The 24,817-nt window shown below is 39.1% G+C and carries 15 protein-coding genes and 1 tRNA gene; 12 read left to right on the top strand and 4 right to left on the bottom strand.

Translation table 11 applies throughout. From position 1 onward, the window contains the following. The first annotated feature begins 8 nt into the window (after positions 1-8). From R3E32_05785 to R3E32_05770, 4 genes are all read left to right on the top strand, one after another. Positions 9-2,528, top strand: coding sequence for a DUF4331 family protein (locus tag R3E32_05785; protein MEZ4884232.1), 2,520 nt, complete (start codon positions 9-11; stop codon positions 2,526-2,528). A 357-nt stretch (positions 2,529-2,885) separates the two neighbouring features. Next, positions 2,886-4,646 (top strand): DUF4331 domain-containing protein, encoded by a 1,761-nt coding sequence (locus R3E32_05780; GenBank protein ID MEZ4884231.1) that lies wholly within the window; start codon positions 2,886-2,888, stop codon positions 4,644-4,646. Between the two features lie 136 nt (positions 4,647-4,782). Next, positions 4,783-7,290 carry a DUF4331 family protein gene (locus R3E32_05775; GenBank protein MEZ4884230.1) on the top strand — a complete coding sequence of 836 codons (2,508 nt, stop codon included), beginning with the start codon at positions 4,783-4,785 and terminating at the stop codon, positions 7,288-7,290. Positions 7,291-7,528: 238 nt separating this feature from the next. Then, the gene (locus R3E32_05770) at positions 7,529-8,899 is read left to right on the top strand and encodes a tetratricopeptide repeat protein (GenBank protein ID MEZ4884229.1); all 1,371 of its coding nucleotides are present in this window, start codon (positions 7,529-7,531) and stop codon (positions 8,897-8,899) included. A gap of 102 nt (positions 8,900-9,001) precedes the next feature. Here R3E32_05770 and pgmB read toward each other — a convergent pair whose 3' ends face one another. Next, positions 9,002-9,679 carry a beta-phosphoglucomutase gene (gene pgmB, locus R3E32_05765; protein MEZ4884228.1) on the bottom strand — a complete coding sequence of 226 codons (678 nt, stop codon included), beginning with the start codon at positions 9,677-9,679 and terminating at the stop codon, positions 9,002-9,004. A gap of 42 nt (positions 9,680-9,721) precedes the next feature. Here pgmB and R3E32_05760 point away from each other — a divergent pair, with 42 nt between their 5' ends. The 7 genes from R3E32_05760 (at position 9,722) to R3E32_05730 (ending at position 21,141) form a co-directional block, all read left to right on the top strand. Beyond that, positions 9,722-10,720 carry a PfkB family carbohydrate kinase gene (locus R3E32_05760; protein MEZ4884227.1) on the top strand — a complete coding sequence of 333 codons (999 nt, stop codon included), beginning with the start codon at positions 9,722-9,724 and terminating at the stop codon, positions 10,718-10,720. Positions 10,721-10,934: 214 nt separating this feature from the next. Continuing rightward, positions 10,935-13,460: a T9SS type A sorting domain-containing protein gene (locus R3E32_05755; protein MEZ4884226.1), complete on the top strand. Its 2,526-nt coding sequence runs from the start codon at positions 10,935-10,937 to the stop codon at positions 13,458-13,460. 341 nt (positions 13,461-13,801) lie between these two features. Continuing rightward, positions 13,802-15,709, top strand: a complete 1,908-nt coding sequence (locus R3E32_05750) for a peroxidase family protein (protein ID MEZ4884225.1) — start codon at positions 13,802-13,804, stop codon at positions 15,707-15,709. A gap of 21 nt (positions 15,710-15,730) precedes the next feature. Continuing rightward, on the top strand, positions 15,731-16,831 hold the full coding sequence (locus R3E32_05745) for a hypothetical protein (GenBank protein ID MEZ4884224.1): 1,101 nt from the start codon (positions 15,731-15,733) through the stop codon (positions 16,829-16,831). Between the two features lie 208 nt (positions 16,832-17,039). Further along, a complete protein-coding gene (locus R3E32_05740; GenBank protein MEZ4884223.1) occupies positions 17,040-19,016 on the top strand; it encodes an AAA family ATPase in 1,977 nt (658 codons plus the stop codon). Between the two features lie 394 nt (positions 19,017-19,410). Next, the gene (locus tag R3E32_05735; protein ID MEZ4884222.1) at positions 19,411-19,977 is read left to right on the top strand and encodes a hypothetical protein; all 567 of its coding nucleotides are present in this window, start codon (positions 19,411-19,413) and stop codon (positions 19,975-19,977) included. 33 nt (positions 19,978-20,010) lie between these two features. After that, complete coding sequence (locus tag R3E32_05730; GenBank protein MEZ4884221.1) at positions 20,011-21,141, top strand: glycosyltransferase; 1,131 nt, start codon at positions 20,011-20,013, stop codon at positions 21,139-21,141. Positions 21,142-21,276: 135 nt separating this feature from the next. Here R3E32_05730 and R3E32_05725 read toward each other — a convergent pair. The 3 genes from R3E32_05725 to R3E32_05715 form a co-directional block, all read right to left on the bottom strand. Then, a tRNA-Leu gene (locus tag R3E32_05725) sits at positions 21,277-21,360 on the bottom strand. Between the two features lie 118 nt (positions 21,361-21,478). Next, a complete protein-coding gene (gene hscB, locus R3E32_05720; protein MEZ4884220.1) occupies positions 21,479-22,003 on the bottom strand; it encodes a Fe-S protein assembly co-chaperone HscB in 525 nt (174 codons plus the stop codon). Continuing rightward, positions 22,003-22,593, bottom strand: a complete 591-nt coding sequence (locus R3E32_05715) for a hypothetical protein (protein ID MEZ4884219.1) — start codon at positions 22,591-22,593, stop codon at positions 22,003-22,005. The genes hscB and R3E32_05715 overlap by 1 nt, the downstream gene beginning before the upstream one ends. A 360-nt stretch (positions 22,594-22,953) precedes the next feature. Between R3E32_05715 and R3E32_05710 the strand changes: the two genes are divergently transcribed. Then, positions 22,954-24,252 (top strand): DUF2254 domain-containing protein, encoded by a 1,299-nt coding sequence (locus R3E32_05710; protein ID MEZ4884218.1) that lies wholly within the window; start codon positions 22,954-22,956, stop codon positions 24,250-24,252. Positions 24,253-24,817: the final 565 nt, after the last annotated feature.

Below are 24,817 nucleotides of genomic sequence, written 5' to 3'. Positions count from 1 at the left end.
TTTATATAATGAAATTTATCAATTTTTTAACAAGCTCTATGCTTTTGGCAGTGCTATTGACCTGTTTTAGCTACACAGCGTCAGAAGCTTCCAGTCACCGAGAAGCTCCCCTCATTGCCAACGATCCATTGGCGGACAATACAGATGTTTATGCTTTTGTAAGTCCCGACAATCCAGAAACAGTTACCATTATTGCCAACTACATCCCCGCCCAGTTACCTCATGGTGGACCTAACTATTACAACTTTGGTGAAAATATAAGATATGAAATTCACGTTGACAACGATGCTAGTACACCAGGTGACGATATCATTTACCGCTTTACATTTACCCAAACCAATGAAGATGGCACTACCTTCTTCAATATCCGATTGGGCGCACAAAACCTAAAAACGACCTATACCTTGCAGCGCAGTATAGACGGCGGAGCGACTTTTTCTACCGTTGTTATGAACGGTGTAGTTCCTCCAAACAATATTGGCCCACGTTCTATTCAAACAGGCGTTGGTTTAGGTGCAACAGATTACGAAACATTGATACAAAATGCTATTACGACTTCAAGTACAGGTGAAAGGGTATTTTGTGGCCCCGCTGACGATCCATTTTATGTAGATTTGGGTGGAATTTTTGACTTAGGAGATTCTCCACGATTAGATAGTCCTCCAGCTACAGATGGTTTGGCGTGCTACAATGTACACTCTATTGCCCTTCAAATCCCCATTTCTACTTTGCAGAAAGACGGTAAAAGTGCAAGCCAAGCAGCTAATATTTTGGATGGTGATTTTGTAATTGGTGTTTGGGCATCAGCAAGTCGTCCAAAAATCAGAACATTGAATGGTGATGGTACAGTAACAGTAGATGGTAGCCAAGGTTGGGTACAAGTATCTCGCTTGGGAATGCCTTTGACCAACGAAGCAGTTATTCCAATTGCAGCAAAAGACCAATGGAATGCAGATACTCCTTATTCAGAAGATCCTGCAAACTATGAATATTTCTACAATCCAGAATTGGCATTGTATATGGATGAGAGTCAATTTGCAGTTGCAGTACCTGCTTTCAATCCTTTACGTATTCAAACAGCTTCCCTTGGAGCATTTGATTTCAGAAACGGTGCAGACGGCTTATTTGCTTTGAAAGGTAATTCAGCTTTAGATGGAACTGCATTGGATGATGCCATTTTCGGTACATTATTGTTACCAAAAGCTGGCGCACCTCGTTCTGTGGATTTATGGCCTATTTTCTTTACAGGGGCGCCCAATTTCCCGCCATATCAATTGGCAACAGGAAAAGATGGAAATCCATTAGCGGCAGGTAAACCATTTATTAACAATTTCTTACCAACAGGTGGAGATGTGCTTCGATTGAATATGGCAGTACCTCCAACAGATAGAAACAGTGATGATTTTAGTTCATTGGGTTTGGTACAAGCAGCAGTTTTGGGTTTGGTAGATCCACGATTCAATACAAATGCTGATTTAGAGTTTATTCCAAACATGGATGGTTTCCCGAATGGTCGTCGTTTGGAAGATGATGTTACACGTATTGAATTACAAGCTGTTTCAGGAATCGTATTGGCTGCAATTGGTTTGTGGTACGATGATGGAGCTGGAGTTACCGAAGATTTGTTGAATGTATTGACTTATACAACTGGAATCGAACAAAACGATAAATCTTTGAAGTCAGCTTTCCCTTACGTAGCCAGTCCATTTATTGGAACAGGAGCATGTGGAGGTACAGAAGTTGTGAATCCAAGAGATTGTGACATCAGTGTTACACAAACATCTGGTTCTGCTTTTGATTATTATACTTTAGCATTGACAGGAGTAGCACCATTTACGGTTAGTTTTGACGATAGATCAGGAGCAGTAACTTTCAGAAAACGTGGCAACAGCGTCACTCTATCCGTAGGCACAGGAGCAAGCTTTACACTAAGAGTAGTGGATGCAAACGGTTGTGTGGCTACTATTAGTGGTGGTATTGGTGGAGAATTGTTGACCGTTGCATTGGTTAGTACAACCATTGAAAGTGGAAAAGATGCCGATGATGGTGCATTGGATATCAGCGTGTCTGGCGGTTCTGGAGACTACGAATACATGTGGTCTAATGGAGCAACAACACAAGACATTAGTGGACTTTCTACGGGAACTTACACCGTTACGATTACAGATGGAACTTATACTACTGTCAAGAAATTCATAGTACCAGTTGCAGCAGGTGGCAGTGGTGGTCGTGGTGGCAAAGCAGCCATTGCAGAGTTATCAGATGCTTCTTTGTTGATTTCTCCAAACCCAGCTAGTTTGAATGCTGACCTTCAATTTGTGGTGAACCAAGCACAAACAGTTAGCTTAGAAATTTACACGATTTCTGGTCAAAAATTGGCTACCCTTTTCAATGGTGCAGTTGATGCAGAACATTCTTACCAAATACCTTTGGATGTTACTGAATTACCTGCGGGTATTTACATTGCCAGATTGAGTGATAGTCAAGGCAACATGATTACCAACAGCAAACTGATTGTTTCTAAATAAATGATTTAGTATTGTTTAATAAAAGTTTTTAAAATTGTTAGATGCTATCTTTTTTTAATTAAGAAGATGGCATCTTTTTTTATTTTTTTTTTGAATCTCCGTAATCCAAACATTCTTTTCTCTCGTAAGTTAAACCGAGCACCGACAATACAATTAGTGTTCATCTATTAATTGAAAAAAATAAAAGGAAATCGAAATCATAAATGTGTACCTATTCATTTCCTTCAAAAAAACACATAACAATTAATTTTTTTGAAGAATTACAGCATATGTTTGTATTAATAGCTTGGTAATCATCCTAAAGTTTTTATTTCTTTTCATTATTAATCTCATTTCTTAATTCTAAATACTTTAACTATGTATTCAACAAAGTCACCTCATTTTATGGGGAGTACCCAAAGTCTATGGTTAATGTTCCTTTGCCTACTCATGACATTCGGAATATTTTCTACTCCCGTTGAAGCTTCCAGCCATAGAGAAGCTCCATTGATTGCCAATGACCCACTGGCAGACAACACGGATTTATACGCTTTTAGAAGCCCAGACAATCCGAATATGGTAACTATCATTGCGAATTTCATTCCTGCTGAATTGCCACAAGGCGGTCCAAACTATTACACTTTTGGCGAAAACATTCGATATGAAATTCATATTGACAATGATGCAGGAGTAGTGGGCGACGAAATTATTTACCGAGCCACATTTACCCACACAAACGAAGACCCAACCACCTTCTTCAATATCCGATTGGGCGCACAAAACAGAAAAGCTACCTACACACTCGAAAGAAGTGTAGATGGCGGTGAAACCTTCCAAATCATTGTAGAAAATGGTATCGTACCTCCTACAAATATCGGCCCTCGTTCTATCGAAAGTGGCGTTGGTTTAGGTGCTACAAGTTATGCTTCTCTTTCCAATAGTGCTATCACTACTGCCTCTACTGGTGAAAGAGTTTTTTGTGGTCCAGTAGATGATCCATTTTATGTAGATTTAGGAGCTGTATTTGACTTAGGAAACTTGCCACGTCAAGGAGGCGAAAACCCTCGTGATGGTTTAGGTGGTGTAAACTGCCATACAATTGCCCTTCAAATCCCTATCAGCACCCTTCAAAAAGACGGAATGGGCGTAAATATGGCAGACAATATATTAGATGGAAACTACGTCATCGGCGTATGGGCTTCTGCAAGTCGCCCTTCAATGCGTACACTCAACACAGATGGTACAAAACCTACCGACAGTGGTATGTGGGTACAAGTATCTCGCTTGGGAATGCCATTGACCAATGAAGCAGTTATTCCTATTGGCTCAAAAGACGAGTGGAATTCAAGAACTCCTTACAACGAAAATCCAGACCACTTCGAATATTTCTACAATCCAGAATTGGCATTGTACATGGATGATGATCAATTTGGTGGTGCTGTACCAGCATTTGCCCCTTTACGTATCCAAACAAACTCATTGGGTCTTGGATTAGATTTCACCAACGGTGGAGACGGATTATTCCCATTGAAGGGTTCAGATGCAGTTGCAGGAACAGCTTTGGATGATGCAGTTTTCGGAACCTTGTTGTTACCAAAAGCAGGCGCACCACGTTCTGCCGATTTATGGCCAATTTTTCACACAGGAGCACCCAATTTCCCACCTTATCAATTGGCAACAGGCAAAGCAGGTAATCCACTTGCAGCAGGTAAACCATTCATCAACAATTTCTTGCCAAATGGTGGTGACATGCTTCGTTTGAACATGGCCGTACCAGCTACTCCAAGAAATAGTGCAGACTTTAGCGCATTGGGTTTGGTTCAAGCAGCTGTTTTAGGATTGGTTGATCCTCGCTTCAATACCAATACAGATATCGAATCTATTCCAAATATGGATGGTTTCCCGAATGGTCGCCGATTGGAAGATGATGTAACACGTATTGAATTACAAGCAGTTTCAGGTATCGTATTGGCTGCAATTGGTTTGTGGTACGACGATTTTGATGGAGAAAATCCAGTATCACAAGATTTGATTGACGTTTTGACCTACTCTACTGGCGTAGATGAAAACGACGCTCCTTTTAGAAGTGCTTTCCCATATTTGGCTTTGCCTTGGAGAGGAACAGAAGTTGGACAGTAATAGAGGTAGATTTCAGAAGTTCGTTAAAACTTCTGAAATCTGATTCCCATAGTTCAATCAAACATTTTAACAATCCTTACAATAAATATAACAAATGAAATCAATAAAATTTAATATATCATCCAAAGCAATCCAGATGTTGCTTTTAATACTGGTGCCGCTCATGGCATTTGCTTCCAGTCATAGAGAAGCACCCCTTATTTCTGACGACCCTTTGGCAGACAACACGGATGTGTATGCTTTTGTGAGTCCAGACAATCCAAACATGGTCACAATTATTGCGAACTACATTCCCGCAGAATTGCCACACGGAGGACCTAACTACTATACTTTTGGAGAAAATGTGCGTTACGAAATTCACATTGACAACAACACCGCAACAGCAGGAGACGACATCGTTTACCGTGCTACTTTCACCCGAACCAACGAAGATCCAACAACTTTCTTCAACATACGTTTGGGCGCACAAAACATCAAAGCGACCTATACACTCGAAAGAAGCATAGATGGTGGAATGAGTTTTCAAACCATTGTAATGGATGGGGTTGTTCCTCCAAACAATATTGGACCTCGTTCTATCACAGGAGGAGCTGGTTTAAATGCTCCTGATTATGCAAGTCTTATGCAATCAGCCATTACTACTGCTTCAACAGGCGAAACCATATTTTGCGGTCCAGTTGATGATCCATTCTTTGTAGATTTAGGTGGTGTATTTGACTTAGGTGATTTACCTCGTCAAGACGGTACATCAGTTGATGGGCTTGCATTTTTGAATACACATGCTATCGCTCTACAAATCCCAATTTCCACTTTGCAGAAAGACGGAAAAGGTGTGAGCGAAGCTGCTAATATTTTAGATGGTGATTTTGTAATAGGTGTTTGGGCTTCTGCAAGTCGCCCTCAAATCAGAACACTTGGTATGGGAGGCAGCATGTCCTTCGATGGTGACTGGGTGCAAGTTTCCCGCTTAGGTATGCCATTGACCAATGAGGCAGTTATTCCTATTGGCTCAAAAGATGAGTGGAATGCCCGAACTCCTTATAACGAAAATCCAGACCACTTTGAATATTTCTACAATCCTGAATTGGCATTGTACATGGATGATGATCAATTTGGTGGTGCTGTACCAGCATTTGCATCTTTGCGTATCCAAACAAACTCATTGGGTCTTGGATTAGATTTCACCAACGGTGGAGACGGACTATTCCCATTGAAAGGTTCAGATGCAGTTGCAGGAACAGCTTTAGATGACGCTATCTTTGGTACATTGTTATTACCAAAAGCAGGCGCACCACGTTCTGTGGACTTATGGCCTATCTTTCACACAGGAGCACCGAATTTTCCTCCATATCAATTGGCAACAGGCAAAGCAGGTAATCCACTTGCAGTAGGTAAACCTTTCATTGGCAACTTCTTGCCAAATGGTGGTGACATGCTTCGTTTGAACATGGCTGTACCAGCTACTCCAAGAAATAGTGCAGACTTTAGCGCATTGGGTTTGGTTCAAGCAGCTGTTTTGGGCTTGGTTGATCCTCGCTTCAATGGAACTGCTGATCTTGAATTCATTCCTAACATGGATGGTTTCCCGAATGGTCGCCGATTGGAAGATGATGTAACACGCATTGAATTACAAGCTGTTTCAGGCATCGTATTGGCTGCAATTGGTTTGTGGTACGATGATTTTGATGGAGAAAATCCAGTGACAGAGCAATTGTTGAATGTATTGACTTACTCTACTGGTGTAAATGAAAATGACCTTCCTTTCCAAACGAGTTTCCCATACCTTGCTGAACCACATAGCGGAACAGGTGCTGGTAGCGGAAAAGAAATCATTGAAGAAGTTGTATGTGCTATCATGATTCAAAACCAAGTAATTTGTGATGAACCGAATGGTATCTATACAGTTGATGCTTGGATTGATGGAGGAACAGGCCCTTACACAGTTTCTGGTACGTTCAACGGACAAGTTGAGAACCAAGAACCATTTTTGATTGGCCCATTGGCAGACGGAACCAACTATGAAATCTATGTAGTAGATGCAAACGGCTGTGAGCAATCATTTATCTCTGATATCATCGCTTGTACCAAATTACCAGTTGAATTGTTGGCTTTTGAAGGAGAAGTTCAAAAAGAAGGCAACTACTTGACATGGGCAACAGCATCTGAATCCAACAACGCTTACTTTACATTGGAGCGTTCATTGAACGGAACTGATTTTGAAGCTATCACTAAAATAGTGGGCGCTGGAACTACTTCCGCTTCAAATAGTTACAACTTCTTAGACAGAGAAGCACCTATTGGAACCTCTTACTACCGATTGAAACAAACAGACTTCAATGGTCAGTCAGAATCCTTCAAAACGATTGCTTTGAACAGAGGAGAACGCAACATCAATTTGAATATTGAAGGTGTAAGAACCCTACAAGGTGGTGTGGTTTCAATTGACTACACTTACAATAGCGACAATATGGTGAACATTCATGTTTACGATGCAGTTGGTAAATTGCTTTATTCAGACAAAGCAAACGCTACAAGAGGAGAAAATACGCATCAAATTAACTTTACGGCTGCAAACAGCGGTATGTATATCGTGACGATTACAGACGGTAAAGAGGTAGCAAGCACCAAAATCCTCAAACAATAATTGAACGATAAGGATTATATAAAAGAAAGGGAGCAAGTGGCTTCAAAACTACTTGTTTCCTGACTTTTAAATTTTAGAACACAGATAAATCATCAAAAGAGAAGTTGCCTATTAAAAGATGTTTTTGATTACCGCACATAATCAATTTCATTAATCTACTTTTTTTAATGTAAATTTTACCTGTGTTCTATTTTTCTATACAAAATAAAATCATCTAACTTTAAAAATTCTCACAACAATGCAAATCATCATCAAACAATATCTATTAACCATCCTTGTTTTATTCAGCATTTCTTTCACCAGTTGTCAGCAAGGAAGCAGCACTACTACTGCAAGTGCTAGCACTATAAACGAAACAACCTCTGCTATTTCGGATTTTGAAATTCCTCAACTATTAGAAAGAGAAGGAGCAATAGCCAAACTTAGCGAATGGGACTACGTACAGAAAACCGCCAAGGAATTGCAGGCAAAAATGAAAAAGAATCCTGCTGACCACAAATCTTCTATCTATTTGGCACTTTTATACATGCAAGAAGCCCGCATTACTGGAGAACACCCTTATTACTATCCTGCTGCACTAAAAATTTTGGACTACGTAATTGCTCAAAAACCTGCAAACAAGCAAATGCACTTTCAGGCATTGGTCAGTGAAGCATCCGTATATTTATCGCAACATGAATTTCAAAAAGCATTGGATGTCAGCAAAGAAGCATTGGCTCTTGAAGACCACGATGCACAAGTATATGGCGCATTGTGTGATGCAAATGTAGAATTGGGAAATTATGCAGAAGGAGTGAAAATGGCTGATAAAATGGTGAGCATTCGCCCTGATTTACGCTCTTATTCCAGAGTATCTTACCTTCGAGAATTGCACGGCGACTACAAAGGAGCGATTGAAGCCATGAAATTAGCCGTTTCAGCTGGACTTCCTGGCGACGAAGCTACCGCATGGTCACGCATCACTTTAGGCAATCTATACCGAAACTATGGCGACTTGGAAAATGCTGCAATTCAATACAAAACAGCCTTAGCAGAACGCCCAAATTATGCTTTTGCTACCGCAGGATTGGCTAAAATCGAAATCGCAAAAGGCAACTATGAAGAAGCTAAAAAAATGCTAAACGAAGCAACAGAAGTGATGCCTGAGTTTTCATTTTATCAAACCTTAGCTGAAGTAAACCAAATAGAAGGAAATACTGAGGAGGTAAACAAACTCAATTCTGAGTTGATTCAAATGTTGCAAGAAGACCAAGAAAGTGGTCACAACATGGATATGGAATTGGCTAACATTTATTTGACTCTTGACAACAATCCCGAAAAAGCTTTGACCTATGCAGAACGAGCATACAACAAGCGTCCTAACAACATTACTGTCAATCAAGCAATGGCAAAAATTTACTACAAACAAGGGAATTATGAAACGGCTGCAAAACACATCGAAAAAGCACTTCAAACGAACTACAAAGATCCAGAACTACTCTGTTTGGCAGGTTTGGTGAAATACAAAATGGGAGCAAAAACGGATGGTATCACCTTTATCAAAGAATCCATGGCCTTGAATCCTAAAATGAGCAACGACTTGACAAAAGAAGCAAAAGCTATTTTATAGAAAAGAGGTTTTTAATAGATTTTATTTTTGGTTTTAAGGCACAGCCCGTGATGAATAATTGCGGGCTTTTTTTAATGAGATTCAAGTAATAAAAAAGTAAGATTACTCAATTCCCAATTTCTGTTTCAGCCCTTCAAAATTCAATCCTTCAAAACCTTCAATCACACAATCTGCGTGTCCTAAATGGCTAGGTGAGCCAACACCCACCGCATGGAAACCACCTCTCAAAGCCGCCTCTACACCCGAAGCAGCATCTTCAAATACAATGCTATTGTGTGGATCAATACCCAACTCACTTGCTCCCATCAAAAAAACATCGGGTTCTGGTTTAGAAATGGTACATTTCTGCCCATCAACAATGCTTTCAAAATAGTGAGCAATGCCAATGACTTCCAACACAGTAGGGGTATTTTTACTCGCCGAACCAATACCCAACTTGATGTTGTATCCTTGTAGTTCATGAATAAAATCCATCACACCTGGCAAAATTTCATCGGCAGTCATGGTTATAATCAAAGCCTTGTACCATTCATTTTTGATGGTTGCCAATTCCATTTTTTCCTTTTCGGTGAAATTCAAATTCAAACCGTGTTCCTCATTTCCCCAGCCAATAATCAAATCCAGTGAACCCAAACGGCTGACCCCCTTCAATTCTTCATTCTTTTGTGCATCAAAATCAAAACCAAATTTCTCATTGGCCAATCGTCGCCATGCCTGAAAATGATATTTTGCCGTATCTACAATCACTCCATCCAAGTCAAAAATACATCCTTCAATCATTTTTATCTATTTTTGCGCCAAATATACACTAAAACTGCAACAATGAACAAAAAACACAAAATAGCAGTGGTCGGACCAATCCCCAAAGACCATATCACTACGCACAAAGGTTTGGTCGTTGAAAAATATGGCTGCATCACACATCCTACCATAGCACTTTCTAAGCTTTTGAAAGACAGTGGATATGTCTATCCAATAGCTCATATCAGCCAATCACATGAATTGCCAATACATACTATTTTTTCTGCGTATAAAAATATTGTGGAGGAAGGTGTATCGTCAGTACATGATCAAGGAACAGTCATAAAATTGCGTTTTGTGGATCAAAATAATCGCTTGGAAAAACAAATAGCTTATATGCATCCTATCATAGCAGAAGATATGGCAGTAGCTTTGGATGCAGATGTATTTGTTTTCGTGCCTATTACTGACTTTGAAGTGCCATTGGAAACACTCAAATATTTGAAAGCGAATAGCAAAGGCTTGATTATTTTTGATGCACATGGCCCTACTTCAACAGCGACTACAAAAGGTGATCGTTACCGAAGGTTTTGGATTGACCGTGATTTGTGGCTGCCTTATATTGATGTATTGAAAATGAATATTGAAGAAGCTGGCTGTTGCTGGTTTCCAAAAGAAATTCAACCTAAGGATTTGGAAGATGATTATATAGAACTCAGCGAAAAACAAAGGGCGGATTTTGCAGAACATGTTTTGTCAAAGGGAGTGAAAGCGGTTTACATCACTTTAGATTCGAGAGGTTGTGCTATTTACACTATGAAAAATGGTCAGATGCAGCAAGATTTCGTTCCATCTGTTAGGGTGAGTGAGGTGATAGATACGACAGGTTGTGGTGATTCGTTTGCAGGAGGGCTGGCTTTTGGGCTTTTGGAGGACAAAACCGATTACATCAAAGCGGCACAATACGCCAATGCACTGGGCGCACAACGCACACAGGGTACTACTTTTGAAGTCTTCAAATCTTTGGAAGAAACCAACGAGATGATTCGAAAAAATTATGGCGATCAATCAAAAGTGTAACTTTCGCTTCAATTTAGATGAAGGACTTAATATTGTTAGATGAAAGATACAAGACACAAGATGAAACACTATAAGGAATGGGCAATGAAAGATTTGGGTAAATTTGTATTGATTTTTTCTTTCTTTAGTAACTACTCATGTCCAGCTTATGTTTTTCTACTGATGTTTTTTGCCTAAGTAGAAAAAAATGTTTGACTAAAATTGCAGTAACACAATGAATAAATGGATACTTTTAGTTTGTAGTTTTTTGATTACAAACGGATTATACGCACAATTTCAAACGGTTTTTCAAGGAACGTATGGTGGTGCAAACACAGGAGATTTTGGAGAATCTGGCATAGAAACGGCAGATGGGAATTTGGTTTTTGCAGGAACAACGGCCAACTTAGGCAATGGAGGGTATGATTTCTATTTGGTCAAAACGGATCGTGATGGCAATGAGCTTTGGTCAAACGCTTACGGAACGATTGCCAATGAAGTAGCTTATGGAGTCCAAGAGTTGGCAGATGGAAGTTTGATTTGTGTCGGCAATACCGACTTGTTTCTGACTACTCCTCAAATCTATGTGGTTAAAACCGATGTAAATGGCAATGAAATTTGGGCGCAAACAGTAGGCGATCTCAACACTTTTGCCGCAGATATCACCAAAACTTCTGATGGTGGAGTAGTCATTGCAGGAGATAGAAATGACGATCCTTATTTGCTCAAAATAGACTCAGAAGGAACTTTACAATGGGACAATACGCTCGGGTTTGGTGCAATTAGGGGATTGGAGTCGGTTAGTGAAACAACAGATGGAGGTTTTATTGTGTTGGCTACTGCTACATCGAATGTCGGACCAGAAATAATTTTAATCAAAACAGATAACGAGGGTGATTTTGAATGGTCGAGTTTCATATTGGAACAGCAAGAAGTCAGCCGTTTGGATGCACGGGATGTTATTCCTACGTTGGATGGCGGCTACTTGGCAATGGCGAGTGTAAGAGGTGGATTGGATGCTATTTTTCTGCACAAAACCAGTGCAGAAGGTGATAGCATTTGGTCGAAACAATATTTGGTGGATGGTGTAAATATTGACCCTCAGCGAATAGTGGAAATGGCAGACAATAGTATATGGATAGTTGGTGAAGGTTTGATGAACAATACAGATGGTGGAACCGATGTATTTGTATTGAAGCTGGATAAAGATGGAAATGTGCTTTTTGAACAAACGTATAGTTATGGCGGATTTGAAGGTGGTTATGATATTGTGGCTACAATTTCCAATGATTTGGTCATTGTAGGTACAACAGATTCGTTCAATGGTTCGGGAAATGACGTATTGGCTATTCGTGTCACTTCAACGGGGGAAACGGTTTGGCAAGAAAGTTATGGAAAAATCGGGAATGCAGATTTTGACCAAGCTTATGGAGTACTGCAAACGGCGGATAGTGGCTATTTGATTGCAGGTCATTCGGATAGCTTCAATGAAAGAGGAGATTTGGATATGTACCTCATCAAACTCAACGAAGGGGGAGAAGTAACATGGACAAAAACCTTGGATTTCTTCAATGGCAGAGATGTTTGTTACAATGTAGTGCCGGCAAACGGACTGGGGTATGCACTATATGGCAGTAGTGAAAACGAAGAAGGTCTTTCGATTTCTCAATTGACCCGCATTGACGAGGATGGAAATGTAATGTGGACACATCGGTTTGAGAACCTTCTGCCTGTTTTTACAAAAGGAATCAGTGCTTTAGCTGATGGCGGTTTTGTGATTTGTGGACGGTTATCGGCAGGCGGTGTGTATTATGCCAAGTTGAATTCAGATGGAGATATTGTTTGGGAAAACAGTTATGTAGGAAATGTGGCCTACAATATCAAACCGACAAGTGATGGCGGTTATGTGTTGGCGGGTCGAGGTAATTTCCTTCAAGATTCGGAAACCAATGCTTTTTATACGCCACTTCAAGTGGTGAAAACCGATGAAAATGGGGAGGTAGTTTGGGAATATATAGCAGGTAGTGGGTTGAATTTATTGTCGAGAGCTTTTGATGTAATCGAAACCATATCAGGCGGTTTTGTATTGATTGGCGCACGGACAGGTGAAAGTTCGGACGATTCCAATTTATTGATTGCCAAATTGAGCGATACGGGCAGCCTTATTTGGGAGAAAGAATTGTTGTTGAATGATTACAGTTTCAATAACTATGTAGTACAACAAACAAGCGACAATGGATTGATGTTTGTAGGAAATGTTGGCGACTCAGGCGATCCCAGTAGGCGAGGTTTTCTATTGAAGACAGATGGCATTGGCAATCAAAAATGGATTCGCTATTTAGGTGAAGATGTTGGGACGTTTCCTACTTTGTATGGTGCTTTGCAAACGAATGATGGTGGTTATGCTACAGTAGGTTCTATAGTGGTAAACAATTCGGTAGATATGTATTTTGTGAAAGCCGATGAATTGGGTTTCACTGAAATAGTAGGCATTTTTTCGCCCACAGTTCGTTTACTGCTACAATTGGCTCCAAATCCGAGCAATGGTCGCTTCCAAATGACCTTTGAAGGGGAACAAATTGGTGTGGTGGATGTACACATTTTTGATACAGCAGGTCGGAAAGTTTTTGATCATTCAGGCTACAAAAACAGCCATATCTACCAACAAGAACTGGACATTAGTGACTTGAACAGTGGTATTTATGTCATTGAAGTGATTAGCGGTGACAAAAGGTATTCACAGCAGTTGATACTGAAATAAAGAGCAACTAGTAAATTATTAGATTTTGGACGAAGGAGCAAAAATGCAAGAAGTGAGAATTTAATTAATTGATAATCAATTATTTGAAGTTAATTACGTCAATGGGTTAAAATTTTGATTATTAATTTTTTATATCTCGCATCTTGCTTCCTATTTACTTTCATCCAAAGTCCAAATGAACAGATAATTGCAGTATTTTAATGGGTAAAATAACGCTCACACACTACTTGTTTTGTGAGTTTCGTACTCAATTTTTTGCCTGATTATTGTATAGATGGAGAAAAAAAACGTAATTTGGGTCAATAAACACAACCCTTTAATCCAAATAAATCACCATCATTATGAAATTATCTTTATCATTTCTCACTGTACTATCTTTTTTTACACTTTTCATACAAGCACAAGACAATCGTTCGTTTGATGGCCGTATGAACAATGTATCGTCTCCTGATTGGGGCGCAACAGGCGAAAAACTTACCAGAGTTGTTACCAATGGATATGCTGACGGAATGTCTGAACCAGGTATGGTGGATTATCCCAATCCAAGAATGATTAGCAACCTCCTTTACGATCAACCCGAATCCATGCCCAACCCCATGAATATTAGTGATTATGGATGGGCATTTGGACAATTCATAGACCACGACATTACCTTTGTGGACGATATGTTGGATGAAGTAATCAGCATACCTGTTCCACAATTTGATCCCATTTTTGACCCAACGGGTACAGGTACTTCTGAAATATTTATGCGTCGCTCAAAGTACGACCTCTCCACAGGTTTTACCACAAACAATCCCCGTGCCCAAATCAATGATATAACCGCTTGGATAGATGCCTCCAATGTATATGGTTCGGATGAAAATCGAGCCAATTGGTTGCGGACCTTTGAAAATGGAAAACTCAAGACATCAGAAGGTAACTTCTTGCCGTTCAATACGCTGACTGGTAATTTTGAAGGAGATATTGATCCCAATGCACCTTTTATGGTGATTGAAGGTGCGCCAATGCCCAAGCATTTTGTTGCAGGAGATGTAAGAGCGAATGAACAACCGATTTTGACTTGTGTGCATACCTTGTTTATGCGTGAACACAATCGCTTATGTGGTGAAATTGCAGCAATGCACCCAACTTGGAACGATGAACAATTGTACCAATATGCTCGAAAAATGGTAGGAGCATATATTCAATCCATTGCCTTCAATGAATGGTTACCTGCTTTGGGAATTACACTGGATGATTATACAGGATATGATGAAACGAGAAATCCAAATATAATGAACGTCTTTTCTGCTGCTGCCTTTCGTTTGGGGCATACTTTGTTGAACGATCATTTGGTAAGAATGGACAATGATGGACAAACCATTTCAGAGGGTAATATTCGTTTGAAAGATGCTTTTTTCAACCCTTTTGTTGTGGTAGCACAAGGGGGAATAGATCCGATACTGAAAGGAATGGCAACCCAAGCTCAACAGACGTTTGACACAAAGGTAGTAGGCGACTTGCGTAATTTTTTATTTGCTCAATCAGGTGCAGGAGGTTTGGACTTAGTGGCTATCAATATCAATCGAGCAAGAGAAAGAGGTTTGCCTGGTTATAATAAAATTCGTAGTGATTTTGGAATGGGGTCTGTCGCCGATTTTGCTGCAATAACATCTAATTTAGAACTGCAAAATCAACTACAATCAATTTATGGAAATGTGGATGCAATCGACCCGTGGGTTGGTATGTTGGCGGAAGACCATAAGATAGGATCAGCAGTTGGCAGTACCGTTTACCTCATTTTGCAGCATCAATTTCAAGACTTGAGAGATGGTGACCGCTTTTTTTATAAAAACGATCCCGCATTTACGATAGAAGATATTGAAGCAATCGACAACACAAGTTTGGCTCAAATTGTATTGAGAAATACAGATATTACTTTTCTTCAAGAAAACATTTTCTTTGCGAAATCACATGACGAAGTAGTGGCTATTCAAGATGTTACTTCTATTCAAAACTTAGTATCACTTTATCCAAATCCAACACAAAACGAATTTACCCTATCTTTGGATATTTCTAAAACCGTCAATGCCCAACTTCAAATTTTTAGTATCAACGGAGAACTCATGGATACACAAAACTTTGAAGTAAAAAAAGGTAAGCAACAAATGAAATATCAATTTCCTGACAATCTTACAAATGGAATCTATTACGTTGTGATGACAATAGACGGAGAAATAAGGAGAGAGAAGGTGGTGAAAATATAAAATAAATTATTCTATAAACAGATGTATCAAAATTTAGACTTAAAGCTCACAAGAGAACTTCCACACATTGATCGACAGCCTATTGTATGGCAAAGTCCTTCAAACATAGCCTTGGTGAAATACTGGGGAAAATATGGGCGGCAATTGCCTCGCAATACCTCCATCAGTTTCACCCTCTCGCAAGCCTACACCGAAACATCCGTAATGTATGGCATGAAAAAAAATAAAGGAATTTCTTTGGATTTTCGCTTTGAAGGAGAACACAACGAAGCTTTTGCAGAGAAAATTCGCAGTTATTTAGCTTCTATTACCGACATATTTCCTTTTTTGGTTCAACTACATCTGAGCATCAAATCCTCCAATTCTTTTCCCCATTCATCAGGTATCGCTTCCTCTGCATCGAGCATGAGTGCTTTGGCTTTGTGCCTTTGCAGCATTGAGCAACAACTGTTTGGCACACCTGTAAGCGAAGGAGAATTTTGGCAAAAAGCCTCTTATGTAGCTCGTTTGGGTTCTGGAAGTGCTTCAAGATCGGTTTTTCCCAAATTAGCTGTTTGGGGGCGGCATCCCGAAATCAATGGCAGTGCGGATGAATATGCGCTGCCTTTTGCCCATCATTTACACCCTAATTTCAAGGAGTTTGAAGATGCCATATTGATTGTTAGTAGCGACACCAAATCGGTATCAAGTCGAGCGGGACACACCCTTATGGAAGGGAATCCCTATGCGGCTACACGCTACAAAGAAGCCAACCAAAATGTGCTGCAAATAGTAGAGGCATTGAAGTCAGGAGATTACGAAAAGTTTATGCAGGTTGTTGAAATGGAAGCATTGACGCTGCATACCTTGATGATGACCTCTAGCCCTTCTTTTATTTTGATGCAACCGAATACGCTTACCATTATCCGAAAAATTCAAGATTTTCGCCGTCAATCAGGACATCCAGTTTGTTTCACTTTAGATGCAGGGCCGAATGTCCATGTGTTGTATCCTTCCTCTTCCAAAAAAGCCGTTGAAGCCTTCATTGAAGCAGAATTACTGCCTCATTGTGAAGACCGATATTGGATTTCGGATAGGATAGGGAGTGGCCCGACAATAGTTGCAGCTGATTTATTGGCATAGGTTTTAGGACAGATTGTGTTTGATATTGGATTTTTCATTGTTTCCATCACATCCGACACATTACATACCTCACATAAAATTAAATTCAATTATTGCATTTTTAGGAAACTAATTTGCTCAAAATTAAGTTTATAGGGCAGAATATATGAACATGAAAAATCCCGACTTAAAACAGTACATTCTTAAGCGTAAGAAAACCCTTGAATTTGTGAAGCAACAACTCAAGGAAGAATTCATTGGACTGGATGATATCATTGATGAAATCATCAGTTTGATGCACCCATGGTATTTGTTTCCCGATAACCAAATGCGCCCTACGGTCATCAATCTTTGGGGAATGACAGGAACAGGTAAAACGGCTTTGGTTAGGCGTTTGGTCGAAATACTGGACATTCTGCAAGCTTATCTTCACATTGATATTGGCGAATTTGGCAGCACCAATACAAGCGGTACGTGGCTTAAATCTATGTTTACCCAAGATTTGCAGCATCACCACGAACGGGAGTGTATCATCTGTTTAGACGAATTTCAATTTGCCCGCACCATCAACGAATCAGGAGCAGAAGTGGATCGTGACAAACTTCGAATCATCTGGGAACTATTGGATTCGGGTAAGTTTAACTACAATGCTTCACCCAGTCAATACTACATCAATCGAGGCTACAAAGCGATCAAACTACTCAACAAATGTATTGAATTTGGAGTAGAAATTGCCGATGGGAAAGTGGTCGAGAACTACGAGGCGTTTGCCAAAATATTTAGAGGTTTCGGCTTTTTTGGCTACAATTCTGGCAAAAAGAAACTGAAAGCCAACTATTTCTCTTCTCCCGATTTTGTGGGCGGTTTGAACTCATTGGTAGGTGACAAATACACCTCTTCACTCGACATCAAAGATGAGTTGAGGCGAATGGGTATTGAAGAAATAGTGGATTACCTCTATGAAGCAGTGAACTATGAAGGTTCGATGAAAATGATGGATTTGTCAAAAGCCTTGATTTTTGTGATTGGCAACTTGGATGAAGCTTATTATATGAGCTACAACATCAATCCCGACATCAGTGCAGACGATTTTCACAAAAGCACTTTGAGAATCACCATTGCAGACATCAAATCTGCTTTACAACACCGATTCCGAAACGAGCAAATTGCACGTTTGGGGAACAACCACATCATTTACCCTGCCTTCAATGCCGAAAATTACCGCATCTTTATTGAGCGGAAATTGAAGGAAATGAACGCAACAATTGAAGAACGCTTCAAACTTCGATTGGAGTTTGACGAAAGCATCATAGACATTATCTACAAAGAAGGTGTTTTTCCGACTCAAGGCGCACGTCCTGTACTGACAACCATCAAAAACTTGGTGGATTCTTACATCAGCCAGATTATCTGCGATATGATTGAGAATGATTGGCAACCTGCCTACATTACTTGGGCCTTTGATGAAGATAAATACCACATTCACTTCTACGATTTGGTAGGTCAGTTGATTGCCGAAAAAAGCTACAAAGTCAACCTCAAAGTTCACGAACTTCGCAAGGCGAAAGACGATGATGTGCAAGCACACATTGCTGTGCATGAATGTGGACACGCTGTTTTGGCGGCTTTGACCCTTCACATTGTACCCGATTTGGTGGTCACTCGTACGGTTGACAATGAGGCAGCTGGCTTCTGCAAAATCAATTTTCCCGAGCATATTCTGACCCGTGAATTGATTGAGAAAAATATTACCATCACTTTGGGCGGATATGTAGCCGAAAAGATTATTTTTGGTTTAGACCACACTTCTTCTGGTGTGCGTCAAGACATTGTGCAAGCAACTCAGTTGGCAAACAACGCCATCAAATCGTATGCTATGGGTAAGGATCCTATCAAAGTAGCGGTGATGGAATCGGAGTTCAACGACTTTTTCTTCCACAAAGACGAACACGAAAATGAGGCTTTGGACTTGATCAAAAGGTGTGAGCAAGAAGCTGAAAAATTACTCAAAAACAACAGGCATTTATTGCTGCAAATGGCGAATTATCTTACTTCTCATTCTCGCATGACCAAAGATGAGATTCAGGAATATGTGGTCAAATACAGCAATGAGGAATGGGTGAAAAAAGAAGGCTTTATGCAGCAGAATGATTACTTCAAGTTTAAGCAAATCATTCAGTCGGAATTGAAGGAAGGGGAGAAGTAAGTAGTGTATCAAAATTAAAATGAAGAAAAAACATACTGATAAACAGTTGTTTGAGAAATTTTAATTGTTAAGATAAATATGGCTGACTACTTAGGTTGGAAATTCAATTCGACTTCAAACTAAAAAATCGACCTCAAGTATTTTAGACTTTGGACGAAGGAGCAAAGAAGTAAGAGTTTAATTAATTGATAACCAGTTATTTGTACTCAATCACATCAATAGGTTAAGGTTTTGATTATCAATTTTTTATATGTCGCATCTTGCTTCCTACTTCTTTCGTCCAAAGTCTAAAATACTGTAAGAAAAAAGGAACTTTATCGCCCAAACTGATAAAGTTCCTTTTGTGTTTTCAATAGAATCCAAAAAAGGTTTTGGGCTTAAAAAATGAAGTAGTATGAAATATTTCTTTGTGACCTTATTGGTGTGTCTGTTTGGCTGCAATTACAACTCCAACAAATCAGAAAGTCAATCAAATTCCGATGACAGCAATGTTGTAAACATCCCCGAAGGTGCAGTTGAAGGGGATTACAATGGTGATGGTCATTCGGAATATATGTGGCTAATTGCTCCAAAAATTGTAGTAGAATCAATGGATTGTGAAGGAGAATGTGAGTGCTTGATTCAGTTTTCTGACCCCAATATTCTACCCATCAAAGTGGAAATGTGTATTGGTGGTGAACCTGTTAATGAAAGCGATTTGAATGAAAACGGGACGGATGAAATTGGATTGCTTCCCAGTTGGTTCACAAGTTGCTGGATGGCTTATTATGTTTGGACTTTCTCTAATGGAAAGTGGATTCATGCCGTAGAACCGATTTCTACTCACTGCAATCAGTGGGAGGAAGGAGTAAAACCGATTGAAAAAGACCCCAACCACAAAGGCAATGTTCTCATTCATTACAGCTTACACGCAGACACAAGCATTGTGACACAATCAAAGTCGGTGGAAATCGCTAAGTGAAATGAAAATGAAAGAAGACTAGATTGTAAAAACATGAACCTTCACATCTTATCCTTCGATATTCCCTATCCTGCCAACTATGGCGGTGTGATTGATGTATTCTACAAACTCAAAACGCTCCATCAATTAGGTGTGAAAATCACCCTACATTGTTTTCAGTACGGCAACCGCAAAGAAGCGAAAGAATTGGAGCAATTCTGCGAAATAGTGTATTATTATCCTCGTCAGACAGGAATCAAAGGTTTTTCACTGCAACATCCCTACATTGTCAGTTCTCGAAAATCCAACGAATTATTGGCTAACCTACTCAAAAACAATACTCCGATTCTGTTTGAAGGTTTGCACACTTGTTATTATTTAGACCACCCCCAATTGCAGCATCGGCAAAAATGGGTGAGAATGCACAACATCGAGTGGGAATATTACCAAGCCCTTGCAGAATCTGAAAAAAGCTGGATTAAGAAAATTTACTTCAATGTTGAAGCACGTTTACTGAAACGATTTGAAGCCAAGTTGCAACATGCACAGACTATTTTTGCCATTTCACCCAACGACTGCAATTACCTTCAACAACGTTTTCAAAACGTTCATTATCTTCCTGCATTTCATTCCAATGAAACCCTGCAAAGCCAAACTGGAAAAGGTACTTATGCGTTGTATCACGGCAATTTGAGTGTCAATGAAAACCACGAAGCTGTTATGTTTTTGGTAGATGAAGTCTTTGGTCAATTGAAGTATCCGCTTATCATTGCAGGCAGCAAACCCCAAAAAGAACTCATTGAAGCCGTTGGAAACAAAGCCAATGTCGAATTAGAAATTTTTCCCTCCAATGAGCGATTACAGCAATTGATTCAAGATGCTCACATTAACATCCTCCCTACATTCCAAGCTACGGGCATCAAATTGAAGTTGTTAAATGCTTTGTACAATGGGCGTTTTTGCTTGGTCAATAAGCTGATGGTTGTGAATACAGGTTTGGAAGGTCTTTGCAGTATTGCAGATTCGGCAGAAGAATTTCAGAAGCAAATTGAGGTATTGAAGGAGCGAGTTTTTTTGAAGGAGGATATTGAAGCACGTAGTAAAGTATTCGAAGGACAGTTTTCAAATCAAGAAAACTGTAGGAGGTTGGTTGATTTAATGAGTGATGTGAGTCAAAATTTATAATCGTCCGCTCTTTTTTATCTAAAAGTTCTCCTATTTATTCATCAGAGCAGACTCTGTTCAAAACCTCAAGACTTAACTCAAATAAAAAAAGCCTACCACAAATAAATGTGATAGGCTTTCTATCTTTTGGAATAGTACCCAGGGCGGGGCTCGAACCCGCACGAGTTTAACCTCACTGGTGTTTGAGACCAGCGCGTCTACCAATTCCGCCACCTGGGCATTTTGATAAGATTAAGTAGGTGAATTATACAACTTTTAACGGTGTTAAAAAGTTCCTTCCACCCGCTCATTCAACCAAAAAATTAAGAACAAAAATTGATTGAAAATCGCTTTTCTCTCAATCGGCTGCAAATTTATTCAAAGATTCTCGAATACGCAACAAATAACGCTTTTTAAAATAAAAATCTTTCACTTTTTTTAAATCGCTCTCATCCGACACTCCATCTTTGTAGTTTTCAATGATGTATGATACACTTTCAAATAAGTCTGCTTCAATGCGATTTACTTGTTGGGTGATTTGCTTCAAATTGGCGGCATCTGCTTCAAATTGAAGATCCATCAAAGCTTCATTGACCTCCATCATTTCCATCAAAAACATTGGAGGCAATTGGTACTTTTCACCCTCTTCTATTATCCCCTTACATTCCAGCACATACTTAATGCGGCTATTTAAGTTAGAAAGTGTTTTGAAGGCTTTGTTGTTGATAGTAGCCTTTTCCAATACATCTTCCTGTTCAGAAGCAGATGCTTGCACAAAAAAATCGGGATGGTATTTTCGGCTGTATTCGTAAAACTTGCGCTTTAGCTTTTTCGCATCAATTTTGAAGGCAATGGGTAACTGATAGAATTCAAAGTAATTCATTAAGCCATAGCAGGTTTAAATTGAGGTCCATAAAGCATCAAATAACGCTCGTCACCCGAAGTAGATCGTTCTTCCATATGTATACCTTTGGCATACCACTGCTTCAATACATCACCCATTTTTTCGGCATCCTCTTGACTTGGAAGTACAAAATTGAGTTCGTATGCTTCTCCGTCTGCCACAAAACTGATTACGTTACCATCTCCTTTTTTGGGACTTAACAATCCGCCATAACCGTCATAAATAACTGTCAAATCTTTGACTTCTGTAATGGGGCAATGCCATTTTCTATCCACACCTTCTAACTCAAACTCAATAGCGTCTGATGTCAAATTCAATTCCCCTACTTCTTCATAGTTTTTGTGGTACCAATTGTAGAAAAATAGGAATGGAATCAACAATAAGAGTAGGAAAATAAAGCTACTGCTGAACAATACCGGAGTATCCAACATATTCATTTTGTAATACGCTGGTATAAAGCTCAATAAAACGACTACTAAAAAACTTGGAAGAATCACTTTGAATAAGCCACTTGTACTTTCAACCTTATCTGGTTTAGCAATTTCTGTATGAAAACCTGTGCTTGCCATAATTAATTGACGATTGGTTATAAAATGAAATATTTTAGGCTGCAAAGATAATGTTAAAAGGCAAAATCAGAAGCATAATAGTAAAAATCCTTTAGTAATCGTTATTTTGCTCCCCCAAAAAGTCAATTGATAATCTATTTAGACTTTGGACGAGGGAGCAGAGATGCGAGAAGTGAGATATTAATCAATTGATAATGAATAATTTACGATTAAATGGTAAGGATAAGTAAATAATTGATTATCAAACATTTACATCTTGTTTCCCGCTTCTCACTTCTTTCGTCCAAAGCCCAAAATCTATAAACCTAATTCAACACACCCGGTTATTTCCGTAGAACTTCAAATATTGCAGCCAGCTCTATGATAAAAATCAAAAACAAAGTTTTATCCTTCTACCGTGCCATCATTACCAGCATTGCCTTTTACCCAACCATCATAGCATCGGTAGGCTTCATTTCGATATTCATCATCACGGTACTAAAGAACTATGAAATTACAAATATCATTGAAGACTTCATTCCTGATGCAATAGTAGTAAAAGACATCGAAACGGCTCGTGTCGTATTGAGCGTTATTATAGGGGGATTATTCAGTCTTACTGTCTTCAGCTTTTCGATGGTAATGGTTGTATTGAATCAAGCCGCTAGTAATTTTTCTCCTCGTTTATTACCCGGACTTATTTCCAACAAACGCCATCAAATAGTCTTGGGTGTTTATCTAGGTACCTTGATTTATTGCATTTTCACCCTTATGAGTATATCTCCATCTGAAAAAGAATATCAATTAGACGAATTTTCAATTTTATATGCCATTATTTTGAGTATTATATGTTTAGGCTTATTTGTTTACTTCATCCATTCTATCTCACAAGAGGTGCAAATCAGCCACATATTGCGTCAGATTTTTCGAAGCACCAAAACACACTTATTAGAGCTAAAAGAAGACGCAAATCGCCAAATCAAGAAAGCACCCAATACAGATGGATGGCAAGAATTGTTTAATAAAGAAACGGGATATTTTCAGGATTTTTCGGACAAAACCCTCGCTGAAATTGCCGAAAAACACGATACTGTTTTTTACATCATACCTTCCAAAGGCATGTTTGTATTGGAAAATACTCCTGCAATAAAATCCCAAAAAACACTTAGCGAAGAAGTCGGTCAAGAGGCCTTGTCTTGTCTTCAATTTTCTGATACCGAACTTATTGAAGACAATTATTTGCTGGGTTTCAAACAGATTACCGAAATTGCGGTGAAAGCCATGTCCCCAGGCATCAACGACCCAGGAACTGCCCTCAATGCCATTGATTACCTCACCGAACTTTTCGGCCTCAGAATGAAAATAGACGATACCCAGTCCTACAAATCCGAAGAAGGAACGGTTCGTGTACATCTTCATGTGGTTAACTTCAAAGATTTAATATACAGCACCTTCGCATCTCTTCGTCAATACTGCAAACACGATGTTATCATCGTCCGAAAACTTCTACAAGTCCTTAAATATCTACATTTTCAAACTACCGAAGATTCCGAATACCACAAAATCATTAACGAAGAAATTGACACACTATTAGCCGACGCCAACTATTCTATCCAAAACGAAACAGACCTTCAAGTTATCAAAGAATTCGTAAAACGGCTCAAAAAAAAATATCCATAAACTGAGGCCAATGCTTGTAGTAATCTAAACGGCTAACCTCCACGAAGTCTATCAAGTATGCCTATATTACCTATGCTTTCCAGAAAGGAAAAATTGAACTTGCGATAATATGACAATACAATGACAATATTTTTTTATAGTAATTACCTCTCATTTTATTGAGATATAATTATTTGTCTGTCATTGAATTATTGAAAAAATGCTTCGTATCTATTCTCCTTTTCCTCTTAACTACTTCCTTCAAAGTGGAATAATTCTTGATTGTGCTTCATCAAACTAATGAAAGTTTTTATCCATTGGTTATTAACCATTAACCATCAAACTTTCCTTCAAAAAATAAGACAATTTGAAATAGCGCATTCAAGTCAAGCTTTTACCACACTAAAATAAAATTTTACTTCAACCTGCCACTTCTCAAACCAGTTGAGCAAATTAAAATAAAAAGCTCAAAAGAAACCGTAAATAATTGCCAGTCAGCTTCTTTTTGATTTTTTTTTTAATAGGTTTTCCCCTAATAATTAATGCTGTTGAAATTTACATTATGAAATCAATACGTACTTTTTTT

This window comes from Chitinophagales bacterium, from assembly GCA_041392475.1.
In the GTDB taxonomy this organism is placed as follows: domain Bacteria; phylum Bacteroidota; class Bacteroidia; order Chitinophagales; family UBA2359; genus JAUHXA01.
This window is presented reverse-complemented; position numbering and strand designations above follow the sequence as displayed.